Origin of the sequence: Acinetobacter sp. ESBL14 (assembly GCF_036668815.1) — a bacterium.
Taxonomy (GTDB): Bacteria; Pseudomonadota; Gammaproteobacteria; order Pseudomonadales; family Moraxellaceae; genus Acinetobacter; species Acinetobacter gyllenbergii.
This window is the reverse complement of sequence record NZ_JAZEVS010000007.1, coordinates 177,955-192,777: the sequence shown is the minus strand read 5'-3', so window position 1 is coordinate 192,777 and position 14,823 is coordinate 177,955. Positions and strand designations below refer to the sequence as shown.

The window sequence follows — 14,823 nt, the reverse complement described above, 5'->3', positions numbered from 1 at the left end:
CAGCAACCTGCGTGATATAAGCAACGTAATGTTTCTGCGATACATTTTAATAAATCCAAGAAATAGACAGGTTTTGCTGATGACAATGGTTTTGCCTACTTTGTCCGAAAACAAAGTAGGAAATCGCCTACGCGAAAACCTCCAAACTTTATATAGCTCTTGTGGCTGTGCTGTTATTTTTTAATGAAAACTAGAGTGTTAAACTATTTATTCCACTTAAATCATTTACCGATACTTCCCAAAAATCTTCCACGTTCCATTATCTGCAATCGGATCGCTATAACGATCATTACGCTGCTTACGCGGCTTATCCCGTGCATCCACCAATTTAAAATGTGGTTCTACACTCAAAATCACCCCATTCATATAAAACCGCGTTCGGGTATAGTCACTTTGACCATGCTGAAAGACATAGGTGCGCAAATCAATAAATTCACGATGCGCCACCAAAGCAGCACTATCATCACTGCCCAACCATTCCTGCATTGCAAAAATCTGATCCGTCTCAAAGTGTCCACATTTTTCTAGTAATGCTGCCACACCACGGAAAGTTTTCGACTCTTTAGCACGAGTTTTATTAATCCGAATCCGATCGACATGAAAGAAAAACAGCGGCAGATTTAAATGACTGGGTAAATGAATCGCATCTACCACGTCATCTTCCATAAAAGGCTGACATAACTGTTGTGCCCGTTCAATCAAGGGTTGCCATTGTCGATAATATTCATCCACATCTTGTTGCAGCCCATAATAAATCGGCAAGCCTTCGACATGCTCTAAATATTGGGGTGGATAAATATGCTGGCGTAATAAGGCAATATCCGTTTTTAAGCTTTGAATCGCGATCGCATCTTGCATAGTGATTATTCTAATTGCTTAGGCTATTTTAGGTTAAGGCAAAGGTTTAGTTTCGACAAGGCTTTGTCTATAATAATGTGTCTTAACTTGTCGCTGGGAAAAACCATGTCTCAAAAAATTAACGCCACTGATGTGACGGAAGAAGAAGCTTTAAATGCAGTCTTTTTTGAGCGTGCAGATGAGTTCATTAAGCTTGCCAATGATTTCTGCCGACCACCTAAAGGTCAGCAAACCAAGCCAGAAGAATTACGGGGTCAGGTCAGCGCAGCCATGTTATTCGCCACTGCCCGTTTTAATACTTGGGTCGCAGCCAATAACTTCAAAGACGGCGAAGAAATGCGTGCTGCCAAAGAACAAGTGATGTCTTATCTGCTGCAACAATTCCAAATGATGCTGGAAGATAACTTTGACGAATACTGCGAACAGTTTGAAAACTACCTACGTTTCCGCAAAAATGAAGATTTTCATGCGCATAAACATGATCACTGATTATCTCCAATAAAAAAAGCCACCTCATCGGTGGCTTTCTTTTTATGATTTACTTCAAGTCTTGTGCTTGACCATATTGGTCAGCCATGACTTCGACAAACTGATCAAGTTTGATGTATTTCTGGATGGCAGCATTGACATCTTCTTTACTCAGTTTTGCAAGCTCTTGATCTCGTTCAGCACGATCCAACAAAGTCTTGTTGCGCTCTAACTGACCTGTCAACATACCATGAATATTGCGCTCATCTTCCAAAGCCGTCACACGTTTCTTCATGATATCTGCTTTGGCTGCTTCCACTTCCTGCTCAGTCACGCCTTTGCTCAGCAACTCATTCAATACCTTGTGTACTGATTGCGAAACTTGCTCTGAACGACCAGAAGTATAATTTGCAGTGATACTCAACGTACCATCATCAATATCTGGGTCGAGGTCTAAGCCACTGCCAAAACCATACACCAGCGCATTTTTCTCACGTAACTCTTGAGCCAAACGTGATGACAATTGTGAGTTACCCAAAATATGACTGAGAATAATCAAAGCAGGCGCATCTTTATGGTACGAACCAACAGGCAATGCCAATACACTTTGATAGCTACCGAACTCACGCTGCTCTGATAAAGCATGCACTTTCTGTGCTTTATATACGGTATATTGACCGGTCACTTTTGTGAATGGTTGTTTTGCCTTCCAAGAACCAAAGGCCTTTTGTAAGGTCTTTTGCATTTTCTTGGCATCAAAATCACCTGTTACCGCAATTTGTGCATGATCGGTCTCAAAGAATTGATCATAGAATTGTTTGACTTGTGGCTGAGTGACTTCACTAATCTGCTTTTTGGCAAGCTCAGGTTCAAAGTGATAACGCATATCCCCTGGTTGATAGATTTCCAAAATTTTAGATAAAGTCATTGATGACACAACCGCAGGTTCTGTATATGGACGATCCAGTACCGACAAACTTTGATTTTTTGCCAAATCAAATTCAGTTTGCGAGAATTTCGGCTGTTTGATGACATCAATAATAAAGTTTAAGAAGTCTTCAAATTTGTCTTTTTTCGCTTGAACAACGATGGTAAAACCATTGCCATTTGAGCTGACCGATGCGCCACCGCTCGCCGCAATCGCCTTATCGGTAATTTCCTGCAAGGTATGCTTCTCAGAACCCCGTAGCATTAAATAGCTGGTTAAATCTAAAGTGACTCCTTTACCAAACAGCGCTTTCTCATCACCAAAATCCAAGCTAATGGTGGCATAAGTTTTATCATCACGTGTAGGCGTTGGGAATAACGCGTAACGAATACCATTCTTTAATTCGCCGCGCTGAATTTTCTGCTCATTTTTTTGCAATTGCTGAGCAGACTGTGCCATAAACTGGCTAACTTCTTGCTTATACACACTGGCATCTTTTAAAGGCTCAGGCTTTTCCGCAGTTTGGTCGAGCGTTTTTGGCTTTTGTTCAGCTTTCAACGTCATCGCTTTTTTCTGATCTTCAGGCGTCGGTAAAATATCACCTGAAATACGATGGGATGACACTAAAAAGTCTTTTAAGGTTTGGTTGGCATCTTTTAATTTTAAATCTTTAACAGCCTGCAAATCTTTAAAGTATTGATCCCATTGACCATGAGATGAAACTGCATAATCGCTTAGACGTGAACCCAAAGCCACCGCATCATTCATAATCGTATCCGCATCATTCTGCGTGATATTTTTAATCCGTTGCAACTCTGCTTCACTAAACTCATGGCTATTTTCTACACCTGCCGTGAGTGCATCATTGACCTTTTTGGCATCATGATTCGGTGCGTAAATTGCACCCATAAACACCAAATTAAAATCTTGATCTAACCATGTGGTCGATTGCACAGCCGTACTAATACCTGTCTCTACCATACTTTTATACAAAGTACCGCTTGGTTGCATGGTATACAGTGCAGGTGCCAAAGCTAACGCAGGCTGCAACTTGGTGTTCTTGCCATTCATATAAATATGGAATTTGGCCAAATCACTGCCCTTGTGCACCGTAAATTGACGCTGTTCAATTTTACTTGAATCCAGTACAGGCACTTGTACTTGAGCTGGTACAGCACGCGCGGGAATTGGACTAAAATATTGATCAATCTTATTCAACACTTCAGTCTTATCAAATTTACCCGAAATCACCATTACCGCATTATTCGGCGCATACCAGGTTTTATAAAACTGATTCAATTCATTCAGTTGAATGGATTTTAATTCAGGCAGATCACCAATCGGCAAACGACCCAAATATTGGTTGCCATACGCTGCTTTCCACATTTGATCCATTAAAACCGCAAACGGTTGATCCATACGGATTTCACGTTCGCGTTTTACAATTTCAATTTCAGAAGGTACAAATTTTTCTTGCAGTACCAATTTGTCCATACGTTCAGATTCGAGATATAGAATCTCATTCAACGCATTCTTTTCAGGGCGAACAATATTTAAATATTTGGTCGAGTAATAATCCGTGCTGGCATTGGTCATCAAAGTAAATTGATCTAAACGGCGCTGAAACTCATCCCCTTTGACATTCTGCGTACCTTTAAATGCCAAATGTTCCAACAGATGTGCCAAACCACCTTTACCTTTTGGATCATTCAATGAACCTGTAAAATAAACCGTATTGACGTAAACTTTGTTTTCTTTATCGTTTGGCGCAAGAATAACTCTGAAACCATTATCTAATTTATATTCTTCAATATTTTTTTCACTTTTTACGAGTACTGTCTGAGACCAAGACGTCGCACTCAACCCGATCAAACAAAGCGAGAGAGTAAGCTGCTTAAACCGCATTAACATAATTTATCCAAGTATTTATGGTGATTTAAATAAAAACGTCAAGCTATAGTAGAGAACGATTCGCATTTTTAATAGTTATGTTTTGAAAAAAGCTGTTTATTTAAACAGCTTTTATCTTTGTTTTTGCACAGTTTAAGTAAAAATTCAGATTGCCAGTTCAGCTTGCAGATACAGTTTTGCATAACCTGAAATTTCAATACGATCTTCAGATACAATGACACATTCTAAAATTCCACCTCGTTGAGACGCCTGAAAGGCCGTTAATTGAGTCTGATTCAATTTTTCAGCCCAAAGTGGAACAATCGCCGTATGAATTGATCCTGTTACAGGATCTTCATCAATGCCAATTGCTGGCGCAAAATAGCGAGACACACAATCAAACTGTCCTTCACCTCTAGCAGTAATTGCAACGTCTGGCTGAGAAGCTGTAATCGCAGTACGAATTTGTCCAAGTTGTTTTAATTTTTCCATATCAGGTTGTTCATCTAAGACATCCTGAACGGTTTCATATTCAATAATATAGGCTTGGACATTACGATAGACCGCTTTAAACGGCTTGGTGAGTCCTTCACGTAATACTTGAGGATAATCAGCAACCAATTCTGCTTTACGAATCGGGAAATTCATTTTAATTTTGCCATCAGTGTCTTGGCTAACGATAAAAATTCCCAAATCGCGTACATGAAACTGGATGGTTTCTAGCTTAGTAAAATCTTTAAATAAAACAAAAGCACTGGCTAAAGTGGCATGTCCACAAAATGCAACCTCATTGAGTGGAGAAAACCAGCGAATTTCATAATTATGCTCATCAATGATTTTCACAAAAGCCGTTTCAGATAAATTGTTTTCCATGGCAATATTCTGCATCAAATGCTCATCCAACCATTCATCAACGATGATTACACCTGCAGGATTGCCTTTGAATAATTCTTGGGTAAAAGCATCCACTTGATACATCTTCATAACACGGCACTCGCTCTATTTTTCAGTTATTTTTGAACATCTAGTCCAGAAATTATAGATACAGATTTTTCTAAATTTACGATACACCACTGCTTTTCTCATTCAGGATGCTTAAGCGTTTAAATTTTAAGCCAAAAATACGTTTCGCTTGCTAACAGATCAGGCCAAAAGTCCACTGATTTAGCATAATTCAAAATAAGCCATACAGAATATTCACAATAAAAAATTTGCAGCTGACTATGGTGTTAGCCAGATTTAATTCGTGAGAAAAGAAATGCCTATTTCTGTAAATGCCATCGTCTTTGAGGACTTTGAAACCCTCGATATTATGGGGCCTGTTGAATTATTTGGCTTACTGCAACAGCACTATCAAGTCCAGTTTTATAGTCTAAATGGCGGTCTGGTTTCCAATAAACATGGTGTTTGCATCCACACCAAATCATTCCGTGAAATCGAAACCAATGCAGAAAGCATTTTGCTGATTCCGGGCGGTATCGTGACGTTTGAACTGATCAAAAACCACGAATTTCTTGACCAACTCAAAAACTTAGCGGCACAAAGCAGATATGTTCTAACCATTTGCACAGGCAGTTCATTGCTAGCAGCGACGGGTCTTTTAAATGGCGTTAAAGCAACATCGAATAAAATGGCCTTTGAGTTTGTACAAAAACTCAATGATCAAGTGTTGTGGCAAGCTCAGGCCCGTTGGGTGATTGACGGAAAATTCTATACGTCTTCTGGTGTGAGTGCGGGTATGGATATGACCCTCGCCTTTATTCATAACACACAGGGTGAAAAAGCAGCTCAACTTTGTGCTGAAGAGGCAGAATATATTTGGAATAGCAACCCGAACATTGATCCCTTCTGTAAAGTAAAAGCTGACTAACCAACAACTGGATATCAAGATTTATGTATTATCACTTGCTGTTGGTGTGTTGGATTTCTAAACTACCTACAGCAAGACACTTATTTTAAATAAAAAAATTAACAATTTTTTTATTTTCACATTACGGATAAATAGGTACGCATACAATTCAGATAGCCTATTTTTATTAATGAAAGCTGACAACTCTATAATAAGTTAAACATGATTCCAACCCATTATATAAAAACCAATTTAATATACATAAAACACTTAATTCATGAACAAATCAGGCAATTCTTTGCATAAAAATTATAAAGGTGACAATCTTTATCCAATTATTTTAATAATCCTGGATATTCATAATATGCAAGCATTTATAACAAGAGGATGTTTTACTAATCACGGTGGCAAGATCATTGAAGGAGATGATTTTTGGCTAGTAGATGGTAAAGCGGCTCATTTAGAGGGAATGAAACATTATTGCCCTAAATGTAATGTGATTTCAAAAGCCATAGCAACGCAACGAGGTTTTATGCAGGTTAATGGCCGTAATTTAATTGTGGCTGGTGACCAAGCAACATGTGGCGCAAAGTACATGAAGATTTCAGATTTAGCTGTGCGAACTGGTGGCTCTGGTTCGGGTGCCAGTTCAGGGCAAGCAAGTAATGTTCAGAATATTATTGATCAATTAAATTTTGATGAACGTGTTCAATTGATCGATAGAGATGATAATGAACCCTTGGCAAACATCCCCTATCACCTCAAAGACTCTACTGGTAGTGTCGTAGCTTCAGGAACCACAGATGAAAATGGATATACAGAAAGGTTTCATACGACCAAAGCTGAAGATATTCACATTTTTATCGGAGAGCTGGAGTGACACAAGGAATCTGCAAAACCAATACAAAGGCTGAATCTGTACATAAACAGCCCATCAAGTTAAAAGAATATTTAATATGTGTTTATTACTACAAACCATCAAAGAGCGATGACAAGGCTTTTCAAAGAGCATCAAATCACTGGCTATCCCAACTGAAGCTAAAAAACTGCGGTGATAACTATGTATTTAAAGAGTACCAAGTTACGTCAGGACAGGACTTTAAAAAGGTTTGGGCCGAGATCTATGACGAGATAAATAAAACCGTTGCCAAAGTAAAAGAAATGCACGTTTTTAGCCACTCTAGCAAAACAGACGGCGGTAACGATGGTTTAGAGTTTTTAGGCACCAGAAACGCGAGTAATGAAGTTTTAGAGGACGGTACAATTTCCTATACTGAAATATCCCAATTAGAGAAATTGCGCTGGTCTCCAAATGCTAACTTAGTTCTACATGGTTGCAACACAGGTCTTAGAGGAACGTCTGTACAATCTATTGCGGATGTATTTGCAATTAGACAAGAAAAATGTAGAGTGCACGGTCAAAAAGGCTGGGCTTATTTTTCTCGAAAAGAAGCTGTTTATAAACGAACTTCGCCAACAGATAAAGAGATCTATTTATGGGCCTATAGTAGAGGGAATAACAGCTATGTAGGTAACGTAATCGGTGGGGAACGAATCCCAGCGTTAATTGTAGAAAAGAAGAAGTGATATGAAAGTTAAAATCTTATTTTGGGTTGCTCTCCTAAACATTATTGGAGTTGTATTCATTTATATCCTGTCTTTTATGACAAATAACAATCACTATGCTGTTTCAATTGATACATTTTTCATTTCCACCTCAGCTTTAATATTAATTATTACATTAATTCTGAAGCAGAAAATAGCAATTCTAGTTAGCATTATGGCGTTATTACTGAGTATAAGTATGAATTTATTTAATATCAGTATTAGCTATCAAAATTGGTTAGAGCGAGAGCAGCCAGAATTAGGTCATCGAAATTCAGATTTGAATAGCGAAAAAATATAATCAAAAAATAGCCTTAATAATTAAAGTTGAGGCTGTTTTAGCAAGGTATTAATTTAATTAGTTCTCAATTTGCAATATGTCACCTATTACATATCGGTCAATACTCCTATTTCCCATATTGTTTAATTTCCTATTGACCTTCAAAAAAGAGATAATACGCAAGTTCTTGAACTGTGGCGTGTCTAATATCACATATAGCCAATGTGCTATCTCCACAAATACAAGCGGTATTATTACAGATAATCTCTACACGCATTGAATTTAAGTAACCGTTTAACGGGCTTCTTTAGATCACAATGAGTCCCTTTTATCAGACTGTATTGGTCTTAAAAGGATTTAATTTCTTTTCCCATAAAAATTAGTGGTTTAGGCCACTCATTTTTATATTCAACATTCGGAGCGCTTCAATTAACCCTGACATCGAAGCCTAAATTTTCTGCAATCATTAAGGTTTGGTCAAGATTGATAATCGCCTCCTTAATCTGTGTTTCTTTCGGATCTAAAGCACTCAAATCACTGCCTCTTAAATCACACTCGGTAAAATCTGCACTATGAAGCCATGCACCAGATAAGTCGCTCTCTCGAACTGAGCTTCCATGACAACGTGCACCTGTCAAATCAGCCTCTCTTAAGCGTGTTCTCAAAAAAGAAGCTTTTTCTAAATCAGCACCTGGCAATCCAACAAAAGCCCAATCACTATCCTCCACTCGCATATGATGAAATTGGCAATTGCTAAACATACTGCCGACAAATTTACAGTCGATAAATTTACTGTCAAAGAAATTGCAGAAATGAAAAGTACAATTTAAAAATGCGCTATGCTGATGAACTGAGGCATTAAAACGTGCCCGACGGAAGGTACATTCATTAAAAATAGCCCCTGTGCTTTGTGCTTCTGATAAATCTAAGTCAACAAACAAAGTCCGCTCATATTTTTGATTACTCAGTATCTGCCCATAACAATCTAAACTGGTGATAGTCTCTGTAGTTTTTGGTGCAGCTGCACCATATTTTCGTTCAGCCATGATGTTCAATTTTTATTTTCGAATAGATCAACATATGCCATGGACGCTCGTTTGTATATGCTTTTCTTATGACTTACTGATCTCAAATTCAAATAAAAAAGAGCAGTTATACCGCTCTTTTCATTTCACATTTAGACCTTAATCTTCCATGTGTTGAATTATGGCTTGTCCAAACTCAGAACAACGCAACAAGGTTGCATTTGGCATCAAACGTTCAAAGTCATAAGTCACGGTCTTTGCTGAAATCGCACCCGAAACACCTTGAATAATCAAATCTGCTGCTTCCGTCCATCCCATATCTCGCAGCATCATTTCAGCAGAAAGGATGATAGAACCCGGATTGACTTTATCCTGTCCCGCATACTTTGGTGCCGTGCCGTGTGTCGCTTCATACACCGCAATTGCACCCCCTATATTCGCGCCCGGTGCAATTCCGATTCCGCCCACTTCGGCGGCAAGTGCATCCGAAATATAGTCACCATTTAAGTTCAGCGTCGCGATCACCGAATAATCTGCTGGGCGCATCAAGATTTGCTGTAAGAAGGCATCGGCAATCACATCTTTAATAATGATATCTTTGCCCGTTCTTGGATTTTTGATTTTTACCCAAGGCCCACCATCCAATAACTGGCCACCAAAACGCTCCATGGCGAGTTCATAACCCCACTCTTTAAATGCACCTTCGGTGTACTTCATGATGTTGCCCTTGTGTACCAAGGTCACCGAAGGCTTGTCATTATCAATCGCAAACTGAATTGCTTTACGCACTAAACGCTGTGTACCTTCTTTAGAAACAGGTTTAATCCCAATCCCACAATCTGTCGGAAAACGGATTTTGGTTACCCCCATTTCTTCTTGCAGGAATTTAATCACCTTCTTTGCTTCTGGTGAATCTGCTTTCCACTCTATCCCTGCATAGATATCTTCCGAGTTTTCACGGAAAATCACCATATCGGTCAGTTCGGGATGTTGAACAGGTGATGGAACACCTTCAAACCAGCGGACTGGACGCACACAAACATAGAGGTCGAGTTCTTGACGCAATGCGACATTTAAAGAACGAATACCGCCACCAACGGGTGTCGTCAATGGCCCTTTTATTGATATAATAAATTCACGTAAAGCATCAAAAGTTTCTTCTGGCATATAATTGCCATAAATTTTATCTGCTTTTTCACCGCAGTAGACTTCCATCCATTCGATTGAACGTTTGCCACCGTAAGCTTTTAACACGGCGGCATCTACTACTGCCTTCATTGCTGGTGTAATATCCACACCAATACCATCACCTTCAATAAAAGGGATGATTGGACGATTTGGAACATTCAGTGACAGGTCTGCATTTACTGTGATTTTGTCTCCATCAGCAGGAACCACAATCTTCTGATAACCCATTTTGTAGGTTCTCCCTCATGTATTTAGCGATTATCTCTATGCCTTCTATGGCATACTTTCGTTTTTTATTGCATGAAACAGTTTAGTTCAAAACTGGTTTTTTTGAGATTTATACGGGAAATAACAACATTTTCCCATTAAATAGAAACCGTTATTGTTATGATGCCGCCCATAACCAAAGTAGTATATTCATATGAAAGTAGTCGTATTTAACAAACCTTTTGACGTTTTGTCACAGTTTCGCGAAGATGAAAAACATCTAACAGTTTCAAGTTTTATCAAAGATCCTGAACTTCGTATTGCAGGACGTTTAGATTTAGACTCTGAAGGTTTAATGTTTCTTACGGATCATGGTGGTTTAAATCAATTCATCACTCATCCAGACAATAAAAAATATAAAACCTATCTTGCTCAAGTTGATGGTGATGTCACAGAAGAAGCAATCGAAAAACTGCAAAAGGGCGTTGAACTTGCAGATGGTATGACTTTACCGGCCAAAGCACGGAAAGTCGATCAACCTGAATGGCTATGGGAACGTAATCCACCTGTGCGTTATCGCGCCAATATTCCAACGACGTGGATCGAACTACAAATCTGCGAAGGTCGTAATCGTCAAGTACGTCGTATGACCGCTGCTGTTGGTTTCCCAACTTTACGTCTGATTCGCACTCAAATTGGTACAATTGATCTGGTCAAACTAGGTTTACAGCCAGGAGAACAACTGGAAATCGAACCTTTGCTTTATCCTGATTTTAAAGATGTTCCTGCCGATAAGCCTTATGAAGGTCGTTCTTTCGCGAAAAAATCGAATAATAAACCGCACTTCTCACGCGCTAAAGATAAAGCTCGAGAAGAAAAAGGTGAAAAACCATTTAAAGGCAAGAAAAAAGCAGGTGGTGGTACAACCCGTATTTGGCAAACTGACGATGCCGATAAACCACGTCGCAAGACCAATGGCACAACCCGTCCAAATACCAAAGCACCGCGTGGCCGTAACCGTAATGGGCGTTAGAGTTTAGATGTTTTAAAGCCCACTTTCGTGGGCTTTAAAACATGCGCTAAACAACAGATGATTCAGAATACAAACGAATAAATATCAAAAATACATTTTATGAAATAACCCAACATAAGTAAGGGACAACCATAAATTATAAAGTAATCATATTTATATTTATTTAGCTGTCTTTCACGAAGAATTTTACACCAATAAATCAAGATCGAAAGATTTACGCAGAGAGCAAAAATAAGACTGATCACTAATTTACCAACAAGTGTTGATAATGATGGAGAAAAAAACTCCCTATTATTTATAATTTTATATTTATCATTATTAATTAAGTCAAAATATTTAACTCTAACCGACTTCACCTCACCTAAATCATTAACTCGGGCTTCGTAGGCTAAATTTTCGACTTTAAAGCCATACTGATAATCACTCCACTCCCGACATAAATGAATCATAGTAGCACCACAGAAAATATCTCCGAGATAAGAACCATCATTGTAAAGCTCAAAATAGTATGTCGTTTTTTTAGCTGGGTATTTTTCTATATAAACTCTTATTTTCTCATCTGCTTCAACATATTCTTGTTTCTTTTGATAAATATGATTTTCAATAAAACTGTAAGTGGATTCCGAAACGATATAATAAGCTAGATGTAACAATAAAACAGCTGCCATAAAAACAGAGGAATGCGTATCAGCCCGAGTTTGTTCCATCTTTTACTTTAAAACCCCAAAAATCGAAAAATCCGACTCATATTAATAAAAAGCCGATGTTTTCACATCGGCTTTTTTATATCACCGACAATGTTGTCGGTGATATATCAACAATTAAAGTGACGCAAGTGTCGTATTAAACGTTGCACTTGGACGCATTACTGCATTTACTTTCGCTGGGTCGATTGCATAATAACCACCGATATCAGCAGCTTGGCCTTGAACTTGAGCAAGTTCAGCAACAATCTTCTGTTCGTTTTCAGCAAGCGATTTTGCAAGCGGAGCAAATTTCGCCTTTAACTCAGCATCTTCGTCTTGAGCAGCTAATGCCTCAGCCCAGTACAATGCTAAGTAGAAATGGCTGCCACGGTTATCTAACTCACCTGTACGACGTGATGGAGACTTGTCGTTATCAAGAAGTTTACCTGTTGCTTGGTCAAGCGTCTTCGCAAGCAATTTCGCACGGTTATTATCTTCTTTGATGCCAAGCTCTTCTAAAGATACCGCCAGTGCAAGGAACTCCCCGAGAGAATCCCAACGTAAGTGGTTTTCTTCAACTAACTGCTGTACATGCTTCGGTGCTGAACCACCAGCACCTGTTTCGTACATGCCACCGCCAGCCATTAACGGCACGATCGACAACATTTTCGCTGAAGTACCCAATTCCATAATCGGGAACAAGTCAGTTAAGTAGTCACGTAAAATGTTACCAGTGACAGAAATGGTATCTAAACCACGCGCTACACGTTCAAGCGTATAACGCATTGCACGTACTTGTGACATGATTTGAATATCAAGACCTGTGGTGTCATGATCTTTCAAGTATTTTTCAACTTTTTTGATCAATTCATTTTCGTGTGGACGGTACGGGTCAAGCCAGAAGATCGCAGGCATGCCTGAGTTACGTGCACGTGTTACTGCAAGTTTCACCCAGTCACGGATTGGTGCATCTTTCACCTGACACATACGCCAGATATCGCCTTCTTCTACATTTTGTGACATCAACACTTCACCCGTGTCTAAATCAGTAATGTTGGCAATACCCGCCTCTGAGATTTCAAAAGTTTTGTCGTGTGAACCGTATTCTTCTGCTTTTTGCGCCATCAAACCAACGTTCGGTACTGTGCCCATAGTACGTGGGTCGAAGTTACCATTCCACTTACAGAAGTTGATCATTTCTTGGTAGATACGCGCGAAAGTTGATTCTGGCATCACAGCTTTACAGTCGTAAGGTTTGCCGTCAGCACCCCACATTTTACCGCCACCACGAATCATTGCAGGCATAGAAGCATCGACAATCACGTCATTTGGTGAATGGAAGTTGGTGATGCCTTTAGCAGAATCCACCATTGCAAGTGCAGGACGGTGTTCTTGGCAAGCATGTAAATCTTCGATGATTTCTTCACGTAAAGATGTTGGTAGAGTTGCGATCTTTTCATAAAGACCAGCCATACCGTTGTTCACGTTAATACCGAGTTCGTCGAATAATTTACCGTGTTTTTCAAAAGCGTCTTTGTAGTAAATTTTCACACAGTGACCGAATACGATCGGGTGTGACACTTTCATCATGGTTGCTTTCACGTGTAATGAGAACAAAATGCCCGCTTCACGACAGTCTTCAAGTTCTTTCTCGTAGAAATCACAAAGCGCTTTCTTGCTCATAAACATTGAGTCAATGATTTCGCCATCTTGAAGTGCGACTTTTGGCTTCAGCACAATGGTTTCACCAGACTTAGTGATGAGTTCCATTTTCACATTACGTGCACGGTCTAAAGTCATTGATTTTTCACCGTGGTAGAAGTCGCCTTCATCCATGTGAGAAACGTGAGTTTGAGACCATTGTTTCCACTCGCTCATTGAATGCGGGTGTTTTTTTGCATAATTTTTCACAGCAGCTGGCGCACGGCGATCAGAGTTCCCTTCACGCAATACAGGGTTTACTGCTGAACCAAGGCATTTACCATAACGTGCCTTGATCTCTTTTTCTTCTTCAGTGGTTGGATTTTCTGGGTAATCAGGAATCGCATAACCCTTCGACTGGAGCTCTTTAATACATGACACTAACTGAGCAACAGACGCACTGATGTTTGGAAGTTTAATGATATTGGTATCTGGATCTTGTGTAAGACGACCTAACTCTGCAAGGTTATTGTTTACCTTTTGCTCATCTTTAAGGTAATCTGAAAATTCTGCGAGTACACGTACTGCAACTGAGATGTCACTTTTAACAATCTCAATGCCAGCAGGTTTTGTAAAGGTCTCAATGATCGGTAGCAATGAATAGGTCGCTAATAACGGCGCCTCGTCAGTCAGTGTGTAAATGATTTTTGACTTTCCACCAGCCATATATAGCCCCTTGTGTTGGATTGAGTTACGGATAACTGTGCTTGTGGCCCAGCTCCTAGAACCGATTTGCTTAAACAAACTTGAGAGTATCAGTGTTCATCACATGCGAGTCAACGCAATATCCAGTGATAACGACATTTCGATAAAAAATACTACAAAATGATATAATAGTAGCATCTCGCCATATATATATGCGGTCAAGTTTTGGCTTTTCAAATACAAACCACTGTCTGCTTTAAATATAGATACCGAATTGATCATTTAGCAAACAAATACATAAATTGCTAAATAACTCGTCCTATTTTGACAGGCTTAGATGAACAATTCGTTAATTCTTTAGTGGTAGGTTCAATGTAATCGACACACTTTTAAATCGATTTTATCTTTGTTAACTCACGATTTAATGACCTATACATAAGCCCAGCGAAACTCAATCACG

General features: G+C 39.2%; 13 protein-coding genes. 6 read left to right on the top strand and 7 right to left on the bottom strand.

Features of this window, described 5'->3' with window-relative positions; all coding sequences use genetic code 11:
• Window positions 1-225: 225 nt before the first annotated feature.
• Window positions 226-858 carry a hypothetical protein gene (locus tag V6E90_RS19015; RefSeq protein WP_252727897.1) on the bottom strand — a complete coding sequence of 211 codons (633 nt, stop codon included), beginning with the start codon at window positions 856-858 and terminating at the stop codon, window positions 226-228.
• Between the two features lie 105 nt (window positions 859-963).
• Between V6E90_RS19015 and V6E90_RS19010 the strand changes: the two genes are divergently transcribed.
• Entirely contained in the window at window positions 964-1,347 is a 384-nt protein-coding gene (locus V6E90_RS19010) for a DUF3144 domain-containing protein (protein ID WP_016541274.1), read from the top strand.
• Window positions 1,348-1,396: 49 nt separating this feature from the next.
• Here V6E90_RS19010 and V6E90_RS19005 read toward each other — a convergent pair whose 3' ends face one another.
• Together V6E90_RS19005 and V6E90_RS19000 are read right to left on the bottom strand one after the other, a co-directional pair.
• Window positions 1,397-4,165 carry a M16 family metallopeptidase gene (locus tag V6E90_RS19005; RefSeq protein ID WP_023271480.1) on the bottom strand — a complete coding sequence of 923 codons (2,769 nt, stop codon included), beginning with the start codon at window positions 4,163-4,165 and terminating at the stop codon, window positions 1,397-1,399.
• A 144-nt stretch (window positions 4,166-4,309) separates the two neighbouring features.
• Complete coding sequence (locus V6E90_RS19000) at window positions 4,310-5,128, bottom strand: PhzF family phenazine biosynthesis protein (protein ID WP_023271479.1); 819 nt, start codon at window positions 5,126-5,128, stop codon at window positions 4,310-4,312.
• 274 nt (window positions 5,129-5,402) lie between these two features.
• Here V6E90_RS19000 and V6E90_RS18995 point away from each other — a divergent pair, with 274 nt between their 5' ends.
• From V6E90_RS18995 to V6E90_RS18980, 4 genes are all read left to right on the top strand, one after another.
• Window positions 5,403-6,014 carry a DJ-1/PfpI family protein gene (locus V6E90_RS18995; RefSeq protein WP_262757563.1) on the top strand — a complete coding sequence of 204 codons (612 nt, stop codon included), beginning with the start codon at window positions 5,403-5,405 and terminating at the stop codon, window positions 6,012-6,014.
• 256 nt (window positions 6,015-6,270) lie between these two features.
• Window positions 6,271-6,873, top strand: a complete 603-nt coding sequence (locus tag V6E90_RS18990; RefSeq protein ID WP_262757562.1) for a PAAR domain-containing protein — start codon at window positions 6,271-6,273, stop codon at window positions 6,871-6,873.
• A complete protein-coding gene (locus V6E90_RS18985; protein ID WP_065343392.1) occupies window positions 6,870-7,580 on the top strand; it encodes a hypothetical protein in 711 nt (236 codons plus the stop codon). Before V6E90_RS18990 ends, V6E90_RS18985 begins: the two co-directional genes overlap by 4 nt.
• 1 nt (window position 7,581) lies before the next feature.
• Window positions 7,582-7,899 (top strand): hypothetical protein, encoded by a 318-nt coding sequence (locus V6E90_RS18980; RefSeq protein WP_065343393.1) that lies wholly within the window; start codon window positions 7,582-7,584, stop codon window positions 7,897-7,899.
• A gap of 404 nt (window positions 7,900-8,303) precedes the next feature.
• Here the strand turns inward: V6E90_RS18980 and V6E90_RS18975 are convergent, their stop codons facing one another.
• Both V6E90_RS18975 and icd read right to left on the bottom strand, forming a co-directional pair.
• A complete protein-coding gene (locus V6E90_RS18975; RefSeq protein WP_332606188.1) occupies window positions 8,304-8,924 on the bottom strand; it encodes a pentapeptide repeat-containing protein in 621 nt (206 codons plus the stop codon).
• A gap of 138 nt (window positions 8,925-9,062) precedes the next feature.
• The gene (gene icd, locus V6E90_RS18970) at window positions 9,063-10,319 is read right to left on the bottom strand and encodes an NADP-dependent isocitrate dehydrogenase (protein WP_065343395.1); all 1,257 of its coding nucleotides are present in this window, start codon (window positions 10,317-10,319) and stop codon (window positions 9,063-9,065) included.
• Between the two features lie 193 nt (window positions 10,320-10,512).
• On the opposite strand from icd, the gene V6E90_RS18965 reads away from it, so the two are divergent.
• Window positions 10,513-11,331, top strand: a complete 819-nt coding sequence (locus tag V6E90_RS18965) for an rRNA large subunit pseudouridine synthase E (RefSeq protein WP_023271474.1) — start codon at window positions 10,513-10,515, stop codon at window positions 11,329-11,331.
• A 62-nt stretch (window positions 11,332-11,393) separates the two neighbouring features.
• On the opposite strand, the gene V6E90_RS18960 is transcribed toward V6E90_RS18965, so the two are convergent.
• A complete protein-coding gene (locus V6E90_RS18960) occupies window positions 11,394-12,038 on the bottom strand; it encodes a hypothetical protein (protein WP_262757558.1) in 645 nt (214 codons plus the stop codon).
• A gap of 114 nt (window positions 12,039-12,152) precedes the next feature.
• Entirely contained in the window at window positions 12,153-14,384 is a 2,232-nt protein-coding gene (locus V6E90_RS18955) for an NADP-dependent isocitrate dehydrogenase (protein WP_005202278.1), read from the bottom strand.
• Window positions 14,385-14,823 lie beyond the last annotated feature (439 nt).

Coding starts and splice junctions, on each gene's coding strand:
- V6E90_RS19015 (WP_252727897.1), bottom strand. CDS start 858: ATGCAAGATGCGATCGCGATTCAAAGCTTAAAAACGGATATTGCCTTA.
- V6E90_RS19010 (WP_016541274.1), top strand. CDS start 964: ATGTCTCAAAAAATTAACGCCACTGATGTGACGGAAGAAGAAGCTTTA.
- V6E90_RS19005 (WP_023271480.1), bottom strand. CDS start 4,165: ATGTTAATGCGGTTTAAGCAGCTTACTCTCTCGCTTTGTTTGATCGGG.
- V6E90_RS19000 (WP_023271479.1), bottom strand. CDS start 5,128: ATGAAGATGTATCAAGTGGATGCTTTTACCCAAGAATTATTCAAAGGC.
- V6E90_RS18995 (WP_262757563.1), top strand. CDS start 5,403: ATGCCTATTTCTGTAAATGCCATCGTCTTTGAGGACTTTGAAACCCTC.
- V6E90_RS18990 (WP_262757562.1), top strand. CDS start 6,271: ATGAACAAATCAGGCAATTCTTTGCATAAAAATTATAAAGGTGACAAT.
- V6E90_RS18980 (WP_065343393.1), top strand. CDS start 7,582: ATGAAAGTTAAAATCTTATTTTGGGTTGCTCTCCTAAACATTATTGGA.
- V6E90_RS18975 (WP_332606188.1), bottom strand. CDS start 8,924: ATGGCTGAACGAAAATATGGTGCAGCTGCACCAAAAACTACAGAGACT.
- icd (WP_065343395.1), bottom strand. CDS start 10,319: ATGGGTTATCAGAAGATTGTGGTTCCTGCTGATGGAGACAAAATCACA.
- V6E90_RS18965 (WP_023271474.1), top strand. CDS start 10,513: ATGAAAGTAGTCGTATTTAACAAACCTTTTGACGTTTTGTCACAGTTT.
- V6E90_RS18960 (WP_262757558.1), bottom strand. CDS start 12,038: ATGGAACAAACTCGGGCTGATACGCATTCCTCTGTTTTTATGGCAGCT.
- V6E90_RS18955 (WP_005202278.1), bottom strand. CDS start 14,384: ATGGCTGGTGGAAAGTCAAAAATCATTTACACACTGACTGACGAGGCG.